At 46.7% G+C, this 22,590-nt stretch carries 21 protein-coding genes and 1 riboswitch; of the genes, 9 read left to right on the top strand and 12 right to left on the bottom strand.

Annotated features, from left to right (window positions below):
- Positions 1 to 32 precede the first annotated feature (32 nt).
- Genes MF542_RS09235 through MF542_RS09225 form a run of 3 tightly spaced genes read right to left on the bottom strand, consistent with a single transcriptional unit; the run spans position 33 to position 1,200 of the window.
- Positions 33 to 698 (bottom strand): RebB family R body protein, encoded by a 666-nt coding sequence (locus MF542_RS09235; RefSeq protein WP_247018341.1) that lies wholly within the window; start codon positions 696 to 698, stop codon positions 33 to 35.
- A complete protein-coding gene (locus MF542_RS09230) occupies positions 695 to 958 on the bottom strand; it encodes a RebB family R body protein (RefSeq protein WP_247018339.1) in 264 nt (87 codons plus the stop codon). Before MF542_RS09230 ends, MF542_RS09235 begins: the two co-directional genes overlap by 4 nt.
- A gap of 35 nt (positions 959 to 993) precedes the next feature.
- Positions 994 to 1,200 carry a RebB family R body protein gene (locus MF542_RS09225; RefSeq protein ID WP_247018337.1) on the bottom strand — a complete coding sequence of 69 codons (207 nt, stop codon included), beginning with the start codon at positions 1,198 to 1,200 and terminating at the stop codon, positions 994 to 996.
- A 213-nt stretch (positions 1,201 to 1,413) separates the two neighbouring features.
- On the opposite strand from MF542_RS09225, the gene MF542_RS09220 reads away from it, so the two are divergent.
- The 4 genes from MF542_RS09220 (at position 1,414) to MF542_RS09205 (ending at position 4,134) form a co-directional block, all read left to right on the top strand.
- On the top strand, positions 1,414 to 1,686 hold the full coding sequence (locus tag MF542_RS09220; RefSeq protein ID WP_247018335.1) for a SemiSWEET transporter: 273 nt from the start codon (positions 1,414 to 1,416) through the stop codon (positions 1,684 to 1,686).
- A complete protein-coding gene (locus MF542_RS09215; protein ID WP_247018333.1) occupies positions 1,686 to 2,102 on the top strand; it encodes a hypothetical protein in 417 nt (138 codons plus the stop codon). The genes MF542_RS09220 and MF542_RS09215 overlap by 1 nt, the downstream gene beginning before the upstream one ends.
- A 125-nt stretch (positions 2,103 to 2,227) precedes the next feature.
- Positions 2,228 to 2,845, top strand: a complete 618-nt coding sequence (locus MF542_RS09210; protein WP_247018331.1) for a DUF2306 domain-containing protein — start codon at positions 2,228 to 2,230, stop codon at positions 2,843 to 2,845.
- A gap of 314 nt (positions 2,846 to 3,159) precedes the next feature.
- On the top strand, positions 3,160 to 4,134 hold the full coding sequence (locus MF542_RS09205; protein ID WP_247018329.1) for a P63C domain-containing protein: 975 nt from the start codon (positions 3,160 to 3,162) through the stop codon (positions 4,132 to 4,134).
- A gap of 241 nt (positions 4,135 to 4,375) precedes the next feature.
- On the opposite strand, the gene thiC is transcribed toward MF542_RS09205, so the two are convergent.
- The 9 genes from thiC to MF542_RS09160 form a co-directional block, all read right to left on the bottom strand.
- Positions 4,376 to 6,214, bottom strand: coding sequence for a phosphomethylpyrimidine synthase ThiC (thiC, locus tag MF542_RS09200; RefSeq protein WP_247018327.1), 1,839 nt, complete (start codon positions 6,212 to 6,214; stop codon positions 4,376 to 4,378).
- A riboswitch (TPP riboswitch) is annotated at positions 6,210 to 6,349 on the bottom strand. Its footprint overlaps the gene before it by 5 nt.
- Positions 6,350 to 6,605: 256 nt before the next feature.
- Entirely contained in the window at positions 6,606 to 7,766 is a 1,161-nt protein-coding gene (locus MF542_RS09195; protein WP_247018324.1) for a class I SAM-dependent methyltransferase, read from the bottom strand.
- 350 nt (positions 7,767 to 8,116) lie between these two features.
- Positions 8,117 to 8,836, bottom strand: coding sequence for a TorF family putative porin (locus tag MF542_RS09190; protein WP_247018322.1), 720 nt, complete (start codon positions 8,834 to 8,836; stop codon positions 8,117 to 8,119).
- 28 nt (positions 8,837 to 8,864) lie between these two features.
- A complete protein-coding gene (locus MF542_RS09185; RefSeq protein ID WP_247018320.1) occupies positions 8,865 to 11,114 on the bottom strand; it encodes a methyl-accepting chemotaxis protein in 2,250 nt (749 codons plus the stop codon).
- Between the two features lie 428 nt (positions 11,115 to 11,542).
- The gene (rpsD, locus tag MF542_RS09180) at positions 11,543 to 12,154 is read right to left on the bottom strand and encodes a 30S ribosomal protein S4 (protein WP_247018318.1); all 612 of its coding nucleotides are present in this window, start codon (positions 12,152 to 12,154) and stop codon (positions 11,543 to 11,545) included.
- Positions 12,155 to 12,372: 218 nt separating this feature from the next.
- Positions 12,373 to 12,603: a hypothetical protein gene (locus MF542_RS09175; protein ID WP_247018310.1), complete on the bottom strand. Its 231-nt coding sequence runs from the start codon at positions 12,601 to 12,603 to the stop codon at positions 12,373 to 12,375.
- 383 nt (positions 12,604 to 12,986) lie between these two features.
- Positions 12,987 to 13,799 (bottom strand): methyl-accepting chemotaxis protein, encoded by an 813-nt coding sequence (locus MF542_RS09170; RefSeq protein ID WP_247018308.1) that lies wholly within the window; start codon positions 13,797 to 13,799, stop codon positions 12,987 to 12,989.
- 27 nt (positions 13,800 to 13,826) lie between these two features.
- Complete coding sequence (gene nrtS, locus MF542_RS09165) at positions 13,827 to 14,051, bottom strand: nitrate/nitrite transporter NrtS (RefSeq protein WP_247018301.1); 225 nt, start codon at positions 14,049 to 14,051, stop codon at positions 13,827 to 13,829.
- Positions 14,052 to 14,117: 66 nt separating this feature from the next.
- A complete protein-coding gene (locus MF542_RS09160; protein WP_247018299.1) occupies positions 14,118 to 15,002 on the bottom strand; it encodes an NAD(P)-dependent oxidoreductase in 885 nt (294 codons plus the stop codon).
- A 125-nt stretch (positions 15,003 to 15,127) separates the two neighbouring features.
- Between MF542_RS09160 and MF542_RS09155 the strand changes: the two genes are divergently transcribed.
- The 5 genes from MF542_RS09155 to MF542_RS09135 all read left to right on the top strand — a co-directional run bounded on the left by MF542_RS09155 (position 15,128) and on the right by MF542_RS09135 (position 22,567).
- Positions 15,128 to 17,593, top strand: coding sequence for a penicillin acylase family protein (locus MF542_RS09155; protein WP_247018297.1), 2,466 nt, complete (start codon positions 15,128 to 15,130; stop codon positions 17,591 to 17,593).
- Positions 17,594 to 17,670: 77 nt separating this feature from the next.
- Positions 17,671 to 18,594 carry a flagellar motor protein MotB gene (locus MF542_RS09150; protein WP_247018294.1) on the top strand — a complete coding sequence of 308 codons (924 nt, stop codon included), beginning with the start codon at positions 17,671 to 17,673 and terminating at the stop codon, positions 18,592 to 18,594.
- Between the two features lie 123 nt (positions 18,595 to 18,717).
- Positions 18,718 to 20,550: an SLC13 family permease gene (locus tag MF542_RS09145; protein ID WP_247018292.1), complete on the top strand. Its 1,833-nt coding sequence runs from the start codon at positions 18,718 to 18,720 to the stop codon at positions 20,548 to 20,550.
- A 21-nt stretch (positions 20,551 to 20,571) separates the two neighbouring features.
- Positions 20,572 to 21,309 carry an arginyltransferase gene (locus tag MF542_RS09140; RefSeq protein ID WP_247018290.1) on the top strand — a complete coding sequence of 246 codons (738 nt, stop codon included), beginning with the start codon at positions 20,572 to 20,574 and terminating at the stop codon, positions 21,307 to 21,309.
- Positions 21,310 to 21,397: 88 nt separating this feature from the next.
- Positions 21,398 to 22,567, top strand: a complete 1,170-nt coding sequence (locus MF542_RS09135; protein WP_247018288.1) for a TRAP transporter substrate-binding protein — start codon at positions 21,398 to 21,400, stop codon at positions 22,565 to 22,567.
- Positions 22,568 to 22,590: the final 23 nt, after the last annotated feature.

The raw sequence follows: 22,590 nt of genomic DNA, 5'->3' as shown, positions 1-22,590 counted from the left end.
TGTTGTCTTGGCTAATGAAATTAGTATCGGGCCTATTCAGCGGCCACTGCGTCTGACGTGTTTGTCGACGCTTCTGTCATCTGTCGCACTTGCATCAACTGCTCTGTCGCAATGCTGAACTGCTTTGAAAGCCCCATAAATGTTTCCATTTCACGGGAGGCGGAAACACCAAGCGCATCAAGCCCTTTCACCAGTTGGGAGAGTTGGGTTTCAAAGTCTTCAGGCTTTGCGTCCTGAATGGTTTCCGCTGCCCGCGCAACTGCGGCCTGCCCTAAGGCTGACCGCCGCTGTTGGTTAAGCACTGCATCATGAAAAGCGAGAGAGAGCGCATGCGCGTATGACTGACAGAGGCTCGAAAGCGCTAAATCAGCGGCCCCTTCGCCCGTCGCAATGCTACCCGCCAGTTCAGCAAACTGGGCCTGCGCCTCTTCAGGGCTTGCAGCCATGGTAGCTACATTATCCTCTGAACTTGCTGTGGCATGCTCTGCAGCCCGTAAGGCCTCTTCTGCAAGCTCGTGGTCTTCTCCCACTTCGGCATGGTCCGCGAATGTCTCCTCTCGATCATTCGCGTCCGCCGAAATATTTTCAGCGATATCAACCACATTATCATCGCCAGAAGGCGCCTCTGCCTCAGGCGTAGCAGGAGCATCTGCGTTTATGCTTTCTTCAACAAGGTCTGCATCATTTTCCTGTGTCATGCTTTGCCTTTCGCCTTACCTGAAGAAGCGACAGCACCAATCCGCATGCGCGCTGCACTCTCGGCGGTAATCTGGTCTGCCAGCAAGTGGAGCCTCTGGTTTGCCTGCACGCTGCTTGCAAACAACACCGAAAGTGATGTCACCGCAGATTGCTGAAGCACACCAGAGGCCACGCGCCCGCTTTCACCCAGCACCCGCTGGTTCGCATAATCCACTGCTTCTGTGATTTGCCTGTTCAAACTGCCTGAACTATCCGCCATAAAAAATCCTTATGCGCTGTTGTTAACGCCGGAAATTATGTACGTTCGTCTGTAATAGCTTCAAAACTATCCGCGAGCTTGGCCTGTGCATCCACAGAATTTGCAAATAAAATGGAAAGCGCATTCGCCTGAGCCTGATAAAGCGAACCCATCGCCATCGCCGGAGCCTGCGCAAGAACTGTAATATTAGCCTGAGTTACCGCATCTGTAATCTGACCATTCACTGGTGTTGGCACTGCCATAATAAATTCCCCAAAAAAATCATTAAGAGTACTCTCAACAACACACACCAGAGGGTACAGGAGCTTCGCAAAAGCCCAAAGAAAAAAAGCATATACGGGTGTTATTCTATTTTAGAATGTATACAGAGGGAACCAGCAACATGCTTGTAGGTGGCGGGAAATCTGCTATGAAAGGCACAGTAACAGTTACACCGCGTTCGGGGCCTAATCACCATGCCACTATCTATTGAGCTTATCGGCTATGTCGCCGCCTTTCTCACCAGCTTTGCCTTTTTGCCGCAAGCGCTGATGGTATGGCGCACCAATGATACAAAAAGTATATCTCTTGGCATGTATAGCCTGTTCACACTTGGTGTAGCACTTTGGCTTACATATGGCTTTATGCTGATGAGCTATCCGCTGATTGCTGCCAACAGCTTCACCCTTATCCTTGCCAGCAGCATACTCGTTAAAAAAATAAACAACACACGGCGGGGTGAAGGCTAGTGACAGAGGACACGCAAAAACAGCATCTGGGCGCTTTCAAAACATATGTGGCCATCTGCCTGTCATGGCTTGTGGGCATGGTGGGCTTCTGTATATATCATGTCGCCGATTATGAGTTTGACCGTATTGGCCCCACATTCTTTTCTACGGTGCTTGATAAGTTCACCGACCTCTTCCTCGTAACCTCATTTATTGGCCTCCTGTTTACCCCGTTTATATTGGGGCTCTGGCTGCTGGTTCGGGAAGTTCTCAATGAAAGCCCCATCACCACCACAATTTTCGGCGGTCTTATCGGCATCAGCTTTGGTATCTTTTTCCCCTTCGGCACGGCATTACCTTATATAATCACCGGGCTTATCTGCGGTATCAGCTACTGGAAGGTCAGCCGCTATATGCTCAAACCAAAACAGGCTTAACCTTTGGTTTAGAGCGAATGGTTGCAAATCCACAACAGCTCAGTTAGCGTAACATGCATAAGAGCGGTAAAAACACCGCCACACATATGCAAAGCGATAACGACAGCTTGAGGAGGAACCAACCCATGACCCGGAAAATTCTGTGGCTTACCATGACCGTGCTTGCGCTCGGTGTAGCGGGCTATGCGCTCACGAATGTAGCGGTGCCAGACCTGCGCTCTAATTTTGCATCAAACATGTTTGAAACCACCCCCGTGGCAGCTTATGGGCATCTATTCTTTGGCTTTCTTGCCATGGCAATCGGGCCATTTCAGTTCCTTGAAGGCTTCCGCGCCAAACGCATCAACCTACACCGCTGGATGGGCCGAGCGTATGTACTTTCTGTGCTCCTAAGCGCAGTTGCGGGCTTCGCGCTCGCCCTAAATGCCTATGGCGGGCTGGTTGCTAAAGTGGGCTTTGCCTTGATGGCGATCATCTGGTTCTGGTCCGTGAGCATGGCCTATACCAGCATTCGCGCCAAGAATGTGGCAGAGCACCGCCGCTGGATGATCCGCAGCTATGCGCTCACCCTCTCTGGTGTAACCCTCCGCATTTATCTGGGGCTGGCCTTCGCCGCCGGCATGAAATTCAGCGAGTTTTACCCAGTGCTGGCCTGGATAAGCTGGGTACCAAATCTATTGATTGTAGAATGGTTTATGCTCCAGCGAGAGAAGCGCTCCGGCATAGCTAACAATAATCATTGAGCAAGCCACCCCTCTCACCTAACTCGATGACTCCAAGCTATTTGTGTAATCAAAACGCTAATTGCTAATAAACAAAAACAACCGCAGGCTTATCCAAAACCATCTTGTATTTGTATTTAAAATTACATAATACACTTATAGCTTTAAATAAGACACACACTAGTTAGAAGAAATCGGTTGGGAAATTACTAACAGACTTACTTGGAATTGATAGGAAATCACGTCTTCTATTCTGTAGTAACAGCCTAGCCAACATAGTGGCGGCTTGATGGCTTGAAAGTCGATACTTTAATTGCCAAAGTTAGGAAATGGATATGAAACCAATTGATCCGAAAAAAACATCAACGGACCTAAGAGGAGTAGTAACCATGCCACCATCAGCCAAACAGGAAGTTCTTGACGCAGTTTACAGTGGTCAATTACCAATCGCAAATATTGAGTTAGATTGCGCAGTATTAGATGGCGGAGTCAGAGTTTTATCGGAGCGTGCTGTACATAGAGCATTCGGAAGTAAACGAGGCGGCTCACACTGGAAGCGTATCAAAGAAAATAGTGATGACTCTAATCTTCCTTCATTTCTATCCGCAAAGAACTATTCCGAATTTATTTCTGAAGAATTAGATATAGCACTCAGACAACCTGTTTTATACCGAACTAATCTAGGTGCTACTCCTGCAAATGGTATTAAAGCAGAGCTTCTACCCGAAATCTGTGGTGTGATATTATCTGCTAGGCGGAGCGGGAAATTACATCCATCGCAGGAACACTTAGCCATTCAAGCTGAAATCCTCATGGAAGCGTTCGCTAAAGTCGGCATCATAGCATTGGTGGACGAAGCAACTGGATACCAAAGAGATCGTTCGCACGATGCGTTGAGGCTTTTACTTTCAAAATACATTGCTCAAGGCCTCCAAAAATGGCTCAAAACATTTCCAGATACATTTTTTGTGGAATTAGATCGACTATATGGGAACGAGACAAGTCATGGGAAAAGGCCTCAGTATTATGGAAAGTTTATAAATAAGTTTGTCTATGATCCTATTGAAAATGGTTACGTAAAAAAAGAGCTAGACAACCTGAACATTGCTGATGATGGAAGAAGAAGAGCTAGGTTTCATCAATGGTTAAATGATGACGGACGAAATATGCTTATTCATCAAATCGGACGAGTACAAGGTTTAATGGAAATGTGTGATGGTATTGATCATTTCAAAGGTGCAGCCCAAAAACAAAAGAATATCTCCATTGCTCCATATCTTTTCGATGACATGAACAAAATCATTGAATAATGGTCAACAATCAAAATGGTAGGCCTATATTAAAAAACCTAGGACCACCTATTACTTGGCACTCATGCTCCCTGAAAGGTATCAGCATCTGTATTAGGTTAGAGACATAGAATATCCTGAAATCTTAACCAAAAACTCGATATCATCGACGCGATTATATTAATACAAGAAGCCGAGGTGAAATCACCTCGGCTTCTAGCTTCCCGCTTTCGTGGGTATATCGCTTTTATGCGTGTGCTAGTTACTCAGCAGCGTCGATCTTCTCCGCTGGCAGGTAAAGCTCAGAGCCCAGCTTTTTGAACTCTTCAGACATTTGCTTCATGCCTGTCTCTGCCTCTTCCTTCTGCGCTGCATAATCCCGCACTTCCTGCGTGATTTTCATCGAGCAGAATTTCGGACCACACATAGAGCAGAAATGCGCTACTTTATGCGCTTCTTTCGGCAAGGTCTGATCGTGGAAATCACGAGCACGCTCTGGATCAAGCGACAGGTTGAACTGATCTTCCCAGCGGAATTCATAGCGCGCGCGAGAAAGCGCATCATCACGAATTTGGCTTGCCGGGTGGCCTTTCGCCAGATCAGCCGCATGAGCTGCGAGCTTATAGGTGATCACTCCCTCTTTCACGTCGTTACGGTCAGGCAAACCAAGGTGCTCTTTCGGTGTTACATAGCAAAGCATTGCTGTGCCGTACCAACCGATCTGCGCTGCGCCAATCGCCGATGTGATATGATCATACCCCGGTGCGATATCCGTTGTTAGTGGGCCAAGCGTGTAAAATGGTGCTTCGTGGCAGTGTTTAAGCTGCTCTTCCATATTCACCTTGATTTTGTTCATCGGTACGTGGCCTGGGCCTTCGATGAACACCTGCACATCATGTTCCCAAGCGATTTTGGTTAGCTCACCAAGGGTGCGCAGTTCAGCAAACTGGGCTTCATCGTTTGCATCCGCAATCGAACCCGGACGGAAACCATCACCAAGAGAGAAGGCAACATCATATTTTTTAAGGATTTCACAGATTTCCTCAAAGTGTGTGTAGAGGAAGCTTTCCTTATGGTGCGCCAAACACCATTTCGCCATGATGGAACCACCACGGGATACAATACCTGTTACCCGCTTTGCTGTTAGGTGGATGAACGGCAGGCGTACACCAGCGTGAATGGTGAAATAATCAACGCCCTGCTCACACTGTTCAATCAGCGTATCACGGTAGATTTCCCATGTTAGGTCTTCGGCGATGCCGTCTACCTTCTCAAGCGCCTGATATATTGGCACGGTGCCGATTGGCACGGGTGAGTTACGGATAATCCATTCGCGTGTGTTGTGGATGTTGCGGCCCGTTGAAAGGTCCATCACCGTATCAGCGCCCCAGCGGGTTGCCCACACCATTTTATCCACTTCTTCCGAGATGGAAGACGATACGGCAGAGTTACCAATGTTGGCGTTGATTTTCACAAGGAAGTTGCGGCCAATGATCATCGGCTCGCTTTCCGGGTGGTTTACGTTATTTACGAGAACCGCACGGCCGGTGGCGATTTCCTCACGCACAAACTCTGGCGTGATATAATCAGGAATATTGGCACCGAAGCTTTCGCCTTCGCGCTCAAGCTTTTCAGCCTGCGCTTTGCGGCCAAGGTTTTCCCGCACGGCCACGAATTCCATTTCAGGGGTGATGATGCCTTTGCGCGCATAATGCATTTGAGTGACATTCATGCCCTCTTTCGCGCGCAGTGGAGTTTTCTTCACCGGGAATTCTGGTGCCAGATATTTTTCAGATGCGTTGCCGTTATCTTCCGGCTTTACTTCGCGGCCTTCATATTCTTCTACGTCACCGCGCTCAAGGATCCACTGCTTGCGCATTTCTGGCAGGCCTTCGTAGATATCAATCTTCGCTTTTGGATCAGTATACGGGCCAGAGGTGTCATAAACACGTACAGGCACTTCGTTCGCAGAAGGATGTAGATGGATTTCCCGCATTGGTACGCGCACATCATCCCGGTTTTCTGAGCGAACAAAAATCTTCTCAGAACCCGGCAGTGCGCCAGTGGTTACGTTAAATTCGGTATTAGCGTTATCAGGCATTATAAAGCTCCGTCCCTTACGCTGGTGTTAGCCAGATCAGGTTCTAAGGGTCATTGCCTGTAGCCAGCCCGCTACGCAGCAAACTCTCAGCCCACTTGCACGCCATGACGCAGTTAGGCTCCCCTCGGAACACGTTGTGTGTGGAACAGGTTTACGCGGGGGCGCGCCCGCACGCAAGCAGTTTCGGTTCACTTTTCAGGAAAATACCAGATTGAGCAGAAACGGCATTATGGAAGATACCCAACGGGGGCATAGAGAGGGGCACAGTTTTGGGCACAGGGTTGGCCCTTTTTCTGCATTTTTAGTGGCATAATACAGCGTATGCCCAAAACCGTGCCCTTATATTTGCCGGTGCAGCGACAACGACAACACCGGGTTCATTCAATCTATATTAGCCTGTATAAAGCCGAACGATATTTTCTTCTTTCACACCAAGCTCGGCAAGGGATTTTGCGATTTCCGCTTCTGAGAAATAGGAAACGACAACAACCTTTTCACCTTTATACTGCTCCTGAAAACGTTGACGGCTGATTACCTTATGCTTCCCAAGGGACATCCCTTCCTTGATTGGGCTGCTATCAACAATATTGATGATATTTGCCTTATCTGCAAACCCGGTTTCGAAAAGAAGCTGGGAGGTGTGGTTACCAGCTGCATAGATATAAGCTTCTGAAATACCTTCAAGTTTTTTCGCTACACCATCCCAATGAGCTTTATCCGCTTTAAGGAATTCATTCACGATATGCTTATTCAGCTCATACTCATTGAAATGATTATGAACAACTTTTGCCGATGCTTTTTTACAGATAATACATACGGCCGGGTAAAGGTGATATTCATCATCCAGAATGGTTTCAACAATTTCAAGGCCGCATTCTTCTGCCAGTCTACTAATGGTACCTGCTGAGAAATAGAGAATATGTTCAAGGCTTAACCAGCCCGGCATCAACCGGTGCGGCTGCCGCGTACATGGTACTTCAAAAATGATAACGCCATCATCTTTCGCAGCGTTCATCGCTTGTCGCATTATGCCTTTTGGGTCTCTCACATGCTCGATAACATGGGAGATAAACACCGCATCATAAGAAACTTCAGGGATATCTATATCATGGGAGAAACCTACGGAAACTTTCTCTTTCCCTAAACGTTCAATCGCCTTTTCGCTACAATGTGGTGATGGTTCACAGCCATATGAATCCCAGCCATCCTTTTGGAGGTAAAATAAATTTTCACCTGATCCACAACCAATCTCTAACACCTTACCCTTTTCAGGTTTGAACCTCCTCAACGCATCCCGAATTCTCAATCTGGTGGAAAAAGGTTCTTCTGGTAATTCGGCAACAAAATTCGGCAAGTGGTAGTTGATATTCTCCGAATAGAACGTTTCAACCTGTTCCATAGTTGGAAATGGATTCTGGGCAACCTGCCCGCAAGTCCGACAAATAGAGAAATTTAACTTAAAAGTTCCCTGCCCTGTAATCTGCCATTCCACAGATTTCAGAACCTCAAAATCCGCCTCCCCGCAGACAACACACTTTTCAAATTTCATCATATACTTCAACACCTAATAAAAAATCCCAACCAACCCTATGTAGAATATATTAAAATTGCCTAAATAGTCTTGGCCTTCAATGCAACTGATTAATCCACTCCTGCAATATCGTTAAAACAAATAAAGCCGAATTCTATATAGATACGGCTGGGCGGCATTTTGTCAGATTTAGTGGTAAGCTCTATGAGCATCGAACACATGATCACTCACTACGAACTTTCGGAACTAAGCACAGCTATTAGTTAACCCTCTGCATTCCCATTCATATCAATCATATGCATATAAAAAGCTAACACAGCCCAATTTTGTTTGCCGTGTTAGCTTCAATAATATTCAGCAAAGTTATTGCTTTAAAAGCTTGCTGATATAGAGGCAATTACACCTGCCGACCCCGTACCACTTCCGGTATTGGTGTCCACATAGGAAACCCCGAGGGTATACCGCTGGAAGCTATAGGAAAGCCCCGCGTTCCAATCCCATTTATCGGTACCAAACGCGCCGTCTTCATAGCCTATATACCCATTTACTGAGAACCCGCTATTGCCAAATGGCCTACTACCACTCAGGTAAACATAGATGTTATCCTGCCCGCCGATATTATTCTGATCCCACGCATATGCCGAACCCAGTGTCCATGAAATATTCTTCATGGTACCGCTTACAGACCCATAAACCTCATAATATGTGGTGTTATCAGACCCCGGATAAATATAAGCAATTATACCAACATTTGTGGAAAGGTTGCCGATTGACCCGCTATATCCACCATAGAGATCGAGTTCGGTTTCTGACCCCGCGAACTCCTGAATGGAAGAAGCCCATGTGCTTACGTAAAAGCCGCTTTTATGGTTAAGGTTCAATCCACCCTGAATTGCAAAATCTTTGTCTGACAGAGAAAGACCACGGAACCTGTAATCGCTCACAAAGGTAGCACTTCCGGAAAATGAAAAATCATTCCCTGAGTTTTGCGCCAAAGCTGGCGCTGAAAATACACCTAGAGCGAACGCGAAAAGACCTAAGGTTGTTTTACTAGATACAGCATTACGGTTAGTATTCTGATGAAGTTTCATAAGTATATTCCTGTTTTAACTAGGGAAATTACTGTTCCATTACACGCCTTACGTCCTTCAGGAACTGCTCTACAGATGTTTGTAAATGTGTCGACACCCGCGCGACTTCCTGTGATGCACTCAGCACCTTAGAAGACGCTGCCTGAGTGTCGGCAGCTCCCTGCGCAACTTGTGAAATGTTTATGTTCACTTCATTGGTGCCCGCTGCAGCCTCCTGTACGTTGCGGGCGATTTCCTCGGTAGCAATCCCTTGCTCTTCAACAGAGGAAGAGACAGCCGAGGCGAGCTCACTTGTCATGGTTACAGCGTCCTGAATCTGGCTCATTGATCCTGCTGCGATGGTCGTTTTTTCCTGAACAGATTGAATTTGCTCTTCAATTTGCTCAGTTGCCTGTGCTGTTTGACCCGCAAGCGATTTCACTTCGCTTGCCACAACAGCAAATCCTTTACCAGCATCCCCCGCCCGGGCAGCCTCGATGGTGGCGTTCAGCGCCAACAAGTTCGTTTGCTCTGCAATGTCGTTGATGAGCTTCACTACGTCAGTAATCGACTGGGATGCATCACTTAATTGCTGCATTACCGTACCAGCTTCATCTGCCTTACCTGCTGCCGCACTATTCGCTTCATTCGAGCGTTTGATTTGCTCACCGATTTCAGCGATAGAAACGCTCAATTCCTCTGTAGCGCTGGCCACGGTTTGTACGTTAACCGTGGCTTCTTCAGCCGCTGACGCGACAGTTGCAGACTGTTCATTGGTTTGCCCTGCTGTACCACTCATGGACTGAGCCGTACTTTCAAGCTGAGTTGCAGCCGATGACGCCGTTTTAAGAAGCTCTCCCGTTGTTACATCAAAGTTAGAGATCAACTCTGTCATCTCAATGATGCGTTTTTCGCGTTCTTCAGCTTCCTCGCGCTGCCGCTCGAGTTCTTCTTCACGTCTTTTAGCTTCTCGTTCCTGCCGTTCATGTTCTTCTTGAACTCTTGCCTCTTCAGCAGCCTTGCTTTCAGCTTCAAGACGATGGCGTTCTATAGAGTTCTGCTTGAACACGTTAACAGCTTTAGCCATATGGCCTATTTCATCAGTCAGCTCCTGACGAGGGACTTCAATCGTATTGTCCCCGTCAGCCAAGCTACCCATCGCGCCAACCATTTCATTGATGGGTTTTGTGATACCTCTGGCAAAATAGGTGCTTACCACCGCCATTAAAACTGAAATGAAAACGGCAAGCCCTAACATCATCCAGGCAAGACTGTTCACCGGTTGCCGCATTTCTGCTACATCAATTTCAGCGAGCAACGCCCATTTGGTTCCAAGGAATTCAATCGGAGTATAGGCTGAGACAACATCAATGCCTCGGTAATCCTCAACAACTTCAAGGCCAGCTCTTCCAGCTAAAGCGCCGGAAACCGTTGCCCCAACAACACGCTTTTCCGGGTCGAGAATCGTAGATTCTTCAGAAAACCGAGAATTCGAACGCATAAGATTATCGGTGCCGACGATATAGGTCTCACCGCTTTCTCCCATACCTTCGCTTTTCTGCATGATCCCATCGATACGCTCAATCGGCATTTGGAAAACCAGTACACCAGCCAGTACGCCACCATCATCAAAGATAGGACGCGCAATGAAACTTGCTGCAGCACCGTGGCTAGGAGCATACGGACGGAAATCATAAAAAACATCCTGTGCCCGGCTCATGTTTGCCGCATCTCTAAAAACGTTGCCTAAATCGGATGCCCGCCATTTTCCGGATACCAGATTTGTTGCATAGTCCAGTTCCTTGAAAACCGAATAAACGAGATCGCCCTCTGGGTTAATCAGGAAAACATCATAATATCCCCTGCTCTGCTGTAGAGCATGGAACCAGGGATGATGTTTTGCATGCGCTTCACTATATGCTGACCCATCAAGCGCATCATACAGTTTGTCTTTTTCACCAGTCGGGTGCTTATTATCCTGAATATATAAGCGCTGGAGTTCTTCTTCTGCTGCACCATCAAACTGCGCCCAACCATCAGAGAAAGCCTTGAGTGCATTGAGTGTATTACTGTTCTCTGCAACAAGCTTCAGGTCTTCCTGAATAGAAGCCAAGTATGTACCAAGTTCTGATTTTCTTGAAACAAGTACCGCTTCCAGTCGGTCCTGCACCTGTGCCTCAACTTCGTTCCCTGCACTTAAGAAAGCAGAGAAGGAAACTACACCACTTGTGATGATCACAATAATAGAGATGACTAACGGTAGCCGAACAGAGATGTTCAGCTGCTTTAGATTTAACATAGATTCACCCTTCGCAAAAGCGCCCTACACGCTTTATTCACTTTTAGGCTCGTCCAAATCTACTGCCCCAACAGGGTAACCTCTCACAAATACCCTAAATGTAATTTGGCCTGCACTTTTGTGCACCGCTCCTACACCGAGGATAATAGATAAAATTTTAATAATAGGTTAAATCATTGAAATCATTAGAGTTTTAATAATTCATTAACCATAAACTTATGTTATTTGATATTTTTTCAGGCTAATCACAGCGTAGAATATTTAAAAAGAAACTCTTGGGTGAAGGTTAAGCCTGGCTTAACCATAAGAGTAAAACATCATTGATCAGTTTTTATTATTCACATTTTGCATAGAAGTAGACTCCATAAAAAAAGGCCGCAGGCAAAATGCCCACGGCCTTTCTGGAAACTGTCCGTATCTCGTTAAAATTAACGAGAGTAGAATTCCACCACTAGGTTCGGTTCCATGATTACTGGGTATGGAACTTCATCAAGAGTAGGAACGCGTACGAAAGTAGCTTTAGCACCTTCAACTGTTACATACTCAGGAATTTCACGCTCTGGGCTACCAGCAGCTTCGATAACCATTGGGATCTGGCGCGCTTTTTCGCGGATCTCAATTACATCACCAGGCTTAACCATGCGTGATGGGATGTTACAACGCTGACCGTTAACAAGAACGTGGCCGTGGTTTACGAATTGACGAGCAGCGAACACTGTCGGAACAAACTTCGCGCGGTATACAAGAGCGTCTAGACGGCATTCTAGAATACCAACCAGGTTCTCACCTGTATCGCCTTTGCGACGTACAGCTTCATCATAGTAGCGACGGAACTGTTTTTCCTGAATGTTACCGTAGTAACCTTTTAGCTTCTGTTTAGCACGTAGCTGGATACCGAAGTCAGAAAGTTTACCCTTACGGCGCTGACCGTGTTGACCTGGGCCATATTCACGAGTGTTTACTGGAGACTTAGCGCGGCCCCAGATGTTTTCGCCCATACGGCGGTCAATTTTGTATTTCGCTTGAATACGTTTAGTCATATCGAATCGCTTCCTTCATTATTAAGCGCCACAGACCATGTTGTCTGCGCGGGGCGTGCCACCAATTGGCTTCCCCATTCATTGATCGAGCGTGCATATAGTTGATTGGGCAAAAAGTCAAACAATTTACACATGCCTCTCTGTATTTTGGGGCATGTGCAAAAAAAGGTCAGAGCATAAAATCTACTCCGACCTCAATTCATTACCAAATAGCTGTTTTATGGAATTTCTGGATCAGGCTCTCCTCGAGGAATACGTGTAGCGGTGTAAACCTTCGTTCCAGACGTTCCTTCTACACTCCCCCCACCAGGGCTACGCGGCTGCGTTCTCTCTAGTTCACGACAAATTTCCGCCGCATCTTCTGCGGAAATGCCACTATCCCGAAGGTCTAGTGGGCAACCACCTGCAACCAGATTAGTTTCATCGTATTTCAATTCTTGAATAATCATTCATGCCTCCATCATGCGGAAATAGAATTTCCTAATAAGTGATGGGGATATCCCCACGAGCAAGCGCCTCACTGTGCATAAGTACACATTTGAAATCGCCATTGTCATAGCTATCCATCTTTAAGAAAATCAACTATAACGAATAAATTACAATCTATAAGGAATTACAATACAAGCGAAAAATGCAATTAATTGCACCTATTAGTGTAATATGCTAATAGGTGTGAACTAACAGAAAATGAAACATTACTATTAACTTTGGTATTCGAAGAAAATTTCATTTCACATATGGAGAACGGTGGCCTAAATAACTATTTATATCGGCCATCAAGTTACACAGAAGTAATATACTAAAGTTTTATAAAAGACCGCATTGCGATCAATTAATCATTTTGCAGCGCTTTCAAAACACCTTCAGCTAACCTGATATTTTTTGCCGAACCTGCAATTGCAGCCTCTGTATCTGCTTTAAGCTGCCCTAAATGCCCAACCAGTGAAGCAAACTCGCTGCTTTGGCTGGATGCTTCTTCAGCAGTTTGGGAAGACTGGCTCACCGCACGATCAATACATTCACCAATCATTGCAATTTGTGAGAGGTTATTATCTCCCGTCGCAACGCTATCAGACATGCTGGTTTGCAGACTGCTGCAATCTGCAACCATCGCATCAATGCCACCTGTAAGCTCGTTCGATAGCTCGCTAATTTCATTGGCAGATTGGCTTGTACTGCTAGCCAGGTCCCTAACTTCCTGAGCAACAACCGCAAAGCCTAACCCCATTTCACCAGCCCGTTTTGCTTCAATCATCGCGTTTAGAGCCAGCATATTCGTTTGCTTGGCGATGGCTGTGATTTCATCTGAAATCAGCCCTACCCGCTCAAACCGCTGCTCAAAGGCTTGAAGAGCCGAAGCCATTCGTTGGGCGTTATCTAAACTGGATTTAAGAGCATTAATAACTAGCTGCACATCATCGACGATATTACGAACTTCACTGGATGTTCCTTCAAGAACGTCATAGTTTTCTCTAGCATTACCTTCAATACCTGCAACACTTGCAGTTATACGCTCTGATTGGGATACCAGTTCTTCAATAAACGTAACTCTGGCTTTAGATGCGGCATTTACAGCCTCTGCATTAGCCTTGATAACTCCCACGGTTTCTGCTGCATTTTTCAGGTTTTGATTTGTCTCTGTCATAACTCGGCCCCCTCGTGCCACTATTCTTTATTCCCCGGATGAGTTTTGCTGTTCCTGCAGCGCAGTTGCAGTTGAATAGCTGGAGACACAATAAGGCACGATATAGGTTAAGATAACCTTGATAATATCAAGCGGAACATCACCCGTAAGGGCTTGCCACTGATTAATGGTTACGAGAATGGTACCGACAACAAGCGCTACTTTCAAAGCGCGCTTAACTGTCTTCTTTTCAAATACGAATTGCCAAAACATAAAAACCCCCAGCAAGTGCTATGTGTATTTAGCTGGGGGTATGTAGAGTTTCAAATCACGTTTTACCTAACTGCGGAAACGGCGGATAAGGCTGGATGTATCGTTTCTATTCCCCCCCATCTTTTGGACATCTGCATAAAACTGGTCAACAAGTGCCGTTAATGGCAATGAAAGCCCTGAGCGGCGCGCTTCATCCAGTACAATAGAAAGATCTTTACGCATCCAGTCCACGGCAAAGCCAAAATCAAATTCGCCGTCAATCATCGTGTTGGCGCGGTTATCCATCTGCCAGCTTTGAGCAGCACCTTTGCTGATAACTTCCACTACACCCTTGGCATCAAGTCCAGCTTCCATGGAAAAGTGGAGTGCTTCTGCAAGCCCTTGTACGGTACCTGCAATACAAATCTGATTGGCCATCTTTGTAAGCTGGCCAGCACCCGCTTCACCCAGTAGTTTAATAGATTTTGCATAAGCCTGCATTATAGGCTCCGCTGCATCAAAGGCTGCCCGATCACCACCGCACATAACAGTAAGCACGCCGTTAACCGCACCAGCTTCACCACCAGAAACAGGACCATCTACAAACGACAGGCCGTATTCATTAGCCTTATCCGCCATCTCACGTGCACAAGCTGCTGAAGCTGTAGTATGGTCAATAAACACGGCGTCTTTTTTCATTGCAGCAAAAGCGCCCTCCTCACCCACACAGATTTGCTCAACATCTTTATCCGCACCTACGCAGGCAAACACAAAATCAGCATCAGCGGCAGCCCCTGCTGGCGTTGGAGCAGCATAAAATTCCCCAGTGCATTTATCGGAATATTCTTCAACCCAGGCTTCAGCTTTAGATGCAGTTCTATTATAAACAGTTACATCATGCCCAACTGCCGCTAAATGCCCAGCCATCGGATATCCCATCACTCCAAGTCCAAGAAATGCAACTTTTGCCATACTAATTCCCCTTGATGACTAGACTCTTCAGTCTAATTCACTTTAACTGCGATAAATCTACTTTTGTGCATAGGGGCAGTTCTTTTAGCTGTCCAGCATTCTATTCATGGTTCGGGGGAGGAAACATGAGCAAGTTAAAGTTTATTCTAATTACAATTATTGGCTTACTGATCACTGCAGGCCTTTTTGGCTATGTATGGCTAACAAGCAGCCTGCCGCAAACTAACGGCACTATCCGCATTGCAGGTATTTCAGAAGATGTCACGATTGCGAGAGATGAACATGGTGTCCCTCATATTCTAGGATCATCTATCGACGATATAAACTTCGCCGTTGGTTTTGTTCATGCTCAGGACCGTTTGTGGCAAATGGAAATGAACCGCAGAATAGCACACGGCCGCGTTGCTGAAATTCTTGGTAAAGAAGCTCTCCCTCTTGATAAATTCTTCCGCACACTCGGCTTTACAGAAAGGGCTACATCAGCTTGGGAAGCGCTTCCTGCTGATACTAAGAAACACCTCGAGGCTTATGCCGCTGGTGTAAACGCATTTCTAAAGCAACACAGCGGCGCCCTTCCTCCTGAATTTCTGCTTACAGGTGTAACACCAGAGCCATGGCATCCTATCGATTCAATTATCTGGCAAAAACTGATGTGGCTTGATCTTTCAGGCAACATGCGCCACGAAATCGCCCGAGCTCGCATGCTTACCAAGCTAAGTCCTGAACAGGTTTTGTCTATCTATCCAACATACCCTGGAGATCCGGAAGAGCTTCCTCTGCCGCAAATCACACAAGCAATTGCAGATGCAGGCCACTTTGGTATTGCTGAGGTAATTGGTGCTGAGAAGCCTGCAGGTTACGGCTCTAACAACTGGGTTGTAGATGGCAGCAAAACCAAATCCGGCAAACCACTCCTGGCGAATGATCCGCACCTCGGTTTAACCACACCGTCTATTTGGTATTTGATGCGCACACATAACACCACAACAGGTAAAAATGTCGTTGGTGTAGGCTTTCCAGGCTCCCCTTATGTAGTGCTGGGCCGCAACGATACCATTTCTTGGGGTTTTACCAACACCTACCCTGATAGTCAGGACCTGTTTATCGAAAAATTGCTTGAGAATGGCAATTACCTTACACCAACTGGTCCAGCAGAATTCGTCAAGAGGCAGGAAATCATCAAGGTAAAAGGTACTGAAGACGTTATCCTTGAAGTACGGGAAACACGCCACGGTCCGGTTATTTCTGATATTCGTCCAAACGACAAAGATTTCATTGATGGCGATTATGTACTTGCCCTTCAATGGACAGCCCTTCAGGAAACCGATACAGCTGTGGTTGCACTTGAAAAACTTTCTACCGCCGAAAACTTTGAAGAGTTTAAAGCTGCAGGGAAATATTATTTTGGCCCTGAACAGAATATGATCTATGCGGATATTGAAGGTAACATTGGGTATTATGCGCCTGCGCTCGTTCCTGTTCGTCACCCTGAAAATCAAATCAATGGGCGCCTGCCTTCACCGGGCTGGAACCCTCTTTATGACTGGCAAGGCTACTTGCCGTTTGATGAACTTCCTACAAGGTACAACCCTGAAAGCGGTTTGATTGCTACCGCGAATGAAAAAATCGTGGATAAGGATTATCCATACTTCATCACGCGGGATTGGTCTTTGCCTTATCGAGGCAACCGGATCAGAGATCAGCTATCTCAGACTGATCAACACGACGCGGCCTCTTTCAAGAGGCTCCATAGTGATATCGTATCAGATATGGCGCGTGATATATTGCCGCATTTGTTGGTTCTTCTTGATGATGAAAGTGATGTTAAAAACATTCTAGCAGAATGGGATGGTAACATGCTGACATCTGAGGCTGGACCTCTGATTTTCGAAAGCTGGTTCCGCAACTATCAAAGACTTTTAATGTCTGATGATTTGGGTGAACTGTATGCTCCTTACTCTGCACAGCGTCCAGTTCTCGTAAAAAGCTCTCTCTTCTGGGGCTCCGGCAAAACAGCATCCGATTTAAACCGTGCATATTTTGATATCCCGGTATCTAGCCGGGATGTCTCCCTTGCCTGGTGCGACGATATTAATACAGCTGATATCACTGAAACTTGCAAAGTGATGGCAAACCGAGCAATGGAAACAACGATAAAAGAGTTAAGCGAACGTCACGGCGTAGACCCAGTAAATTGGACATGGGGCAAAGAGCATGTATTGCACCAAACCCACCGCCCGCTTAGTAACGTACCACAATTACGCAGCATGTTTGAAGTTGCTTCACCAATCGGAGGCGGTCGCTACACAGTGAATGTATCAGGTATCAGTAACAATCCCGCGAGCTTGAACCAATCAAGTTTCGGTGCAAGTTACCGAGGTATTTTTGACATGAACGCACCAGACAGAAGCCTTTTCGTGCAGCCAACAGGGCAATCAGGTAACCCGTTTTCCAACCATTACCGGGATTTATTCCCTCTTTGGCGGGATGTAGAATATTTCGAAATTCCAACAAGTGGCTTTAAACAACAAGCGGGGAAAAGAGTGCCTGAAAGCGCTAAGGACGTACTTACACTCGAATCCGCAAACTGATTATAAGGCTTGAATTTACAATATTTTAAGGACTATTGTTCCATTACTTTCAGAGCAAGAGTTTCGGAGATTGGCACGTGGCCGATGTTGATGAAAAACAACTGAGTACCGAAGATATCATCATTATCGAAGGTGATGCCTCCCATGGTGGCGCGTGGAAAGTGGCTTACGCTGACTTCACCACCGCGATGATGGCCTTCTTCATGCTTTTATGGTTACTGAATGTTGCTCCACCAGAAACGCTTGCAGGCCTTGCTGATTATTTCTCTCCAACAACAGCAGCTGTGGTTGGCAGTTCCGGCACAGATCAGATTAACCCGCCTTCTGAAGACGCAAGAGGCAGTAACCCATCTCCAATCGTGGCAATCAGCATCCCAGGTCCACCGCAAAGCGGCCCGACAGACGAAAACCGTGATCAGGGGCAAGATGGAAAGACAGCTGAGCAAGCCGAACAGGAACGGATAGAAGAACTGGCTGAACGCATTAAAGAGCGTGAAGATATGTCCTTCGAGCAAGCACAGGAACAGCTTCGACTTGCTATTCAACAATCTCCTACCTTGTCTGAGATGCAAGATCAGTTGATTATGGAAATCACGGAAGACGGCCTTAAAATTCAGCTCATAGATAAAGATCAACGCGCAATGTTTCGCCCTGGTTCTGATGATCTCTATGAATATGCCCGAACCCTGATTACTGAAATTGGAAAATCAGTACAAAACCTGCCAAATCGCCTGACTGTCCAAGGTCATACTGACGGCGGTCGTTATCAAGGCTCCGATGGCGCCACAAACTGGGAATTAAGCGCAGACCGCGCGAATTCAGCACGCCGAGTACTAGATACCTCTGGTGTTACTGAAGACAGAATCTTTGAAGTAGTAGGTAAGGCAGGCACCGACCCACTTTATCCCGATCAGCCAACCAAAACTGAAAACCGTAGAATTACAGTACTTGTTCTTCGGGAAGCACCTGTTGTTCCGCCAAGCTTAAGTGGCAGTTATTAACAGATAATTTTCACCTCTGATATGATTCCAGCTTGTGGTACCACCCTTTCGGCTGTAACAATTACAGCCTAGGGAGAGCCATATTTTGGCTGAAACAATACAGGGGGCTTTGTAAAGCTGCTTATGGAACTGGTTGAACCAACAATTCAAATGTGGCTTACATTCATGATCGTTGCAGGTGCTATCTGTGCCTATGCGTATGACAAAATCCCACTTGAAATTTCTAGTATAGCAACCGTTGGCGCACTACTTCTTATGTTTGAGGTAGCTCCTATTCTTGATGATGGCGGCAAGCGGATAATCTCCAGCAAAGACCTATTAATGGGTTTTGCCGACCCAGCTCTTATTACCATTATGGCGCTACTTGTTGTGGGACAAGGTTTGGTACAAACAGGTGCTTTAAACGGGCCTGCTCGTTTCCTTATCAATGTAGGGAAAAGCACTCCTCGCCTCGTTATTATTGCCTGCTTGATTGTGGTAATGCTGATTTCCGCCATTATGAACAACACACCAGTTGTCGTGATTTTCATCCCGATTTTGGCGGCTCTCGCTGAAAAACTGGGCAAACGTTCTGCTATGGTCATGATGCCGCTTAGCTTTGCAGCTATCCTCGGCGGGAACATGACCAAAATTGGCTCCAGTACAAACCTTCTCGCAGCAGGTGCCTTTGAAAGTGCTGGCGGCGGCACTATCAGTTTCTTCGATTTCACTATCCCTGGTGCGGTTATGGCCATGGTTGGCCTTGTATATGTGGTGCTTATCGCACCCAAACTGCTCACTTCCCGTGAGAACATGGCAGGCCAACTGGCAAATCGTAGCGGTAAACAATTCCTGTTCCAGTTAGAACTGAATGACGACAACGGCCTTGTTGGCCAACGGGCGATTGCAGGCATGTTCCCGGGGCTTAAGGATGTAACAGTTCGTATGATCCAACGCGGGCCAGATAAACTCCTGCCTCCATACGATGACATTACCCTTCAAAATGGCGATATCGTTTTGGTAGCCGCTACTCGCAGCGTAATGACCGAAATCCTAAACGCCACACCAGATGCCGTAACCAGCGCAGAAGGCGAAGACACAGAAGAACAAAAAGGTAGCCGCAGAGTTATTGCTGAAGCGATTATTGCGCCAGCCTCACGCATGGATGGCCGCACTATCGCACAAACAGGTTTTCGCTCTGAAACCGGCTGTAATGTACTCGGTGTTCAGCGCCGGAGCCGTATGATCCGGGCTGCTATCTCCCAGCTTAGACTTGAAGCTGGCGATGTACTACTTGTTATGGGCAAGCGTAACAACGTTTTAGCACTCAGAGAAAACCGCGATGTAATGCTGATGGAATCCTCAGCAACAGATATTCCTATGAAGGAATATACTGTCCGAGCTCTCATGATTTTTGCAGGTATCGTATTCACAGCGGCATTTGAAATTCTGCCTATCGTTATTTCGGCTCTTCTTGGTGCTACACTTATGCTTGCTACCCGCTGCATCAATGTACGCCAAGCTGGTCGAGCTATTGACCGCAGGGTGTTCACAATTGTTGGCGCTGCGCTAGCGCTGGGCACAGCTATGCAAGGAACTGGTGGTGCTAGCTGGCTTGCCCACACCACTATTGAAGCTATGTCAGCCGCACCCGTGTGGGTACTCCTATCTGGTTTCTTTATGCTGGTAGCGATTTTAACAAACGTTCTATCCAACAATGCGACAGCCGTTCTATTCACACCAATCGCAGTTTCACTGGCCGCAGAACTTCAACTCGACGCTATGCCGTTCTTGCTCGCGGTTATCTTCGGCGCTAACTGTAGCTTTGCCACACCGATGAGCTATCAGACCAATCTATTGGTTATGGCACCGGGTCATTACCGCTTCATTGATTTCGTGAAAGTGGGGACACCCTTAATTTTTGTTATGTGGGCTACTTTCACTATTTTCGTTCCGTGGTATTATGGTCTCCTATAATTAAGATAAAACGGACCATCAATGACCGACCAGGGCTTGCAATTTCCAAAATTCTACGTGACGGCACCGTCACCTTGCCCGTATTTGGAAGGCAAAGTTGAACGGAAGGTTTTCACTGAACTTAGAGGGCCTGATGCCCCTGCTCTTTCTGAAGCACTTGGGAAAGTTGGTTTCCGGCGTAGCCAGTCTGTTGTTTATCGACCAGCCTGCGAAGCCTGTTCGGAATGTATTTCAGTAAGAGTTCGCACCGATGAGTTTGAAATCCGTAAATCGCAAAAACGGCTTGTTAAGACCAATAGCGACCTAATTGGTGAAATCAGACCACCTCTCGTTACAGAAGAACAATTTGCTCTGCTGCAACAGTATTTGAATACACGCCACCAAGATGGCACCATGGCGGGTATGTCCTTCATGGAATTCAAAGATATGGTGGAAACCAGCCCGGTTACGACAGTTCTTATCGAATACCGCAGAGCTATAGATGGGTATTTGATGGCTGTGGCTCTTTCTGACGAACTCAGTGATGGGCTTTCCATGATCTATAGTTTCTTCGACATTTCAGAAGAAAAACGTAGCCTTGGCACTTATATGATCCTTGATCATATCAATCGCGCTCAAGCAGCTAAACGGCCTTACGTTTACCTTGGGTATTGGGTCGAAGGCAGCCAAAAGATGCGCTATAAAGCCCGCTTCCAACCTTTGGAAAAGCTTGGTCCGAACGGCTGGTATCAAAATACCGAGAACAAACCCATAAAATAAGCTCTGAAAGCTTGCTCCCTTATAGTTGCTGCTTATACTATCGGACAGCGAATCAGATTCGCCAGTAAGGGATAAAGGGGAAGAGACAGTGCGTAAAAAGGCCGCTTCAGAAGCCACAGAAAATAAAGGCAAAGCAACAGACCTCGGTCGCAGAGCATTATTGCGTGGCGCAGGTGTTGCGGGTGCTGCTGCAGTTATTGCAGCCTGTGATGGCGGAACAACCACGACAGCAGATGGCGCGCCAGCAATTGTTAGCAAAAAACGTAACCTGAAAATGGTAACCAGCTGGCCTAAGAACTTCCCCGGTCTCGGCACTGGCGCTGACCGTTTGGCAAAACGTATCGAGGCACTCTCTGATGGTGCTATTAAAGTTAAACTATATGCTGCAGGTGAACTTGTAGGTGCGCTTGAGTGTTTTGATGCTGTAAGCCAAGGCAAGGCTGATATGTATCACGCCGCGGAATATTACTGGCAAGGCAAATCCCCGGCTTTCAATTTCTTCGCAGCTGTTCCAATGGGTATGACAGCAAACGAAATGAATGCCTGGATTCAATTTGGTGGTGGCCAGGAACTATGGGATGAGCTTTCCGGCGGCTTCAACATCAAACCATTTGCAGCAGGTAACAGCAGCACACAAATGGGTGGCTGGTTCAATAAAGACATCAACAGCATTGAAGATTTCCAAGGTTTGCGTATCCGTATGCCCGGCCTCGGCGGTGAGGTAATGAAACGTATTGGCGCCACGCCTGTCACCAAACAAGGTGGCGAAATCTTTCAAGCACTTAGCCAAGGCAATATTGATGCAACCGAATGGGTTGGCCCATGGAACGACCTCGCCTTTGGCTTCCATACCATTGTGAAAAAATATTATTACCCAGGTATCCATGAACCTGGCACAACTCTCAGCATGGGTCTGAATAAAGAACTCTGGGAAGATATGAGCCCTCGCGAACAGGAAATCATTCGCTCCGCCTCTATGGCAGAAAACGATATGATGCACGCTGAATTTAACGCGAATAACGCCCGTGCTCTTAATACACTCATTAATGATCACGGTGTAGAATTGAAGCGTTTTGACGATGCTATTCTTAAGCGCTTAGCTGAAGTATCCGCTGAGGTGATCGCAGATGCCGCGAACACGGATGAACTTTCACAGAAAGTATTTAAGAGCTTTAGCGAATCCCGTACATCAGGCATGCAATGGGGTGAAATCGGTGAACAAGCCTTCGTTCACGCACGTGGGCTCCTAGATACATAATCATTATGCTCGACCGTGTTGTT

It is taken from the genome of Kordiimonas laminariae (genome assembly GCF_023008165.1).
Lineage (GTDB): Bacteria > Pseudomonadota > Alphaproteobacteria > Sphingomonadales > Kordiimonadaceae > Kordiimonas > Kordiimonas laminariae.
This window is presented reverse-complemented; position numbering and strand designations above follow the sequence as displayed.

Excerpts from the sequence above, each read along its gene's own strand:
- MF542_RS09225 (WP_247018337.1), bottom strand. The coding sequence starts at position 1,200 with ATGGCAGTGCCAACACCAGTGAATGGTCAGATTACAGATGCGGTAACT.
- MF542_RS09175 (WP_247018310.1), bottom strand. The coding sequence starts at position 12,603 with ATGATTATTCAAGAATTGAAATACGATGAAACTAATCTGGTTGCAGGT.
- thiC (WP_247018327.1), bottom strand. The coding sequence starts at position 6,214 with ATGCCTGATAACGCTAATACCGAATTTAACGTAACCACTGGCGCACTG.
- MF542_RS09185 (WP_247018320.1), bottom strand. The coding sequence starts at position 11,114 with ATGTTAAATCTAAAGCAGCTGAACATCTCTGTTCGGCTACCGTTAGTC.
- MF542_RS09205 (WP_247018329.1), top strand. The coding sequence starts at position 3,160 with ATGAAACCAATTGATCCGAAAAAAACATCAACGGACCTAAGAGGAGTA.
- MF542_RS09210 (WP_247018331.1), top strand. The coding sequence starts at position 2,228 with ATGACCCGGAAAATTCTGTGGCTTACCATGACCGTGCTTGCGCTCGGT.
- MF542_RS09170 (WP_247018308.1), bottom strand. The coding sequence starts at position 13,799 with ATGACAGAGACAAATCAAAACCTGAAAAATGCAGCAGAAACCGTGGGA.
- MF542_RS09235 (WP_247018341.1), bottom strand. The coding sequence starts at position 698 with ATGACACAGGAAAATGATGCAGACCTTGTTGAAGAAAGCATAAACGCA.
- MF542_RS09190 (WP_247018322.1), bottom strand. The coding sequence starts at position 8,836 with ATGAAACTTCATCAGAATACTAACCGTAATGCTGTATCTAGTAAAACA.
- MF542_RS09220 (WP_247018335.1), top strand. The coding sequence starts at position 1,414 with ATGCCACTATCTATTGAGCTTATCGGCTATGTCGCCGCCTTTCTCACC.
- MF542_RS09230 (WP_247018339.1), bottom strand. The coding sequence starts at position 958 with ATGGCGGATAGTTCAGGCAGTTTGAACAGGCAAATCACAGAAGCAGTG.
- MF542_RS09195 (WP_247018324.1), bottom strand. The coding sequence starts at position 7,766 with ATGATGAAATTTGAAAAGTGTGTTGTCTGCGGGGAGGCGGATTTTGAG.
- MF542_RS09145 (WP_247018292.1), top strand. The coding sequence starts at position 18,718 with ATGGAACTGGTTGAACCAACAATTCAAATGTGGCTTACATTCATGATC.
- nrtS (WP_247018301.1), bottom strand. The coding sequence starts at position 14,051 with ATGTTTTGGCAATTCGTATTTGAAAAGAAGACAGTTAAGCGCGCTTTG.
- MF542_RS09155 (WP_247018297.1), top strand. The coding sequence starts at position 15,128 with ATGAGCAAGTTAAAGTTTATTCTAATTACAATTATTGGCTTACTGATC.
- MF542_RS09140 (WP_247018290.1), top strand. The coding sequence starts at position 20,572 with ATGACCGACCAGGGCTTGCAATTTCCAAAATTCTACGTGACGGCACCG.
- MF542_RS09160 (WP_247018299.1), bottom strand. The coding sequence starts at position 15,002 with ATGGCAAAAGTTGCATTTCTTGGACTTGGAGTGATGGGATATCCGATG.
- rpsD (WP_247018318.1), bottom strand. The coding sequence starts at position 12,154 with ATGACTAAACGTATTCAAGCGAAATACAAAATTGACCGCCGTATGGGC.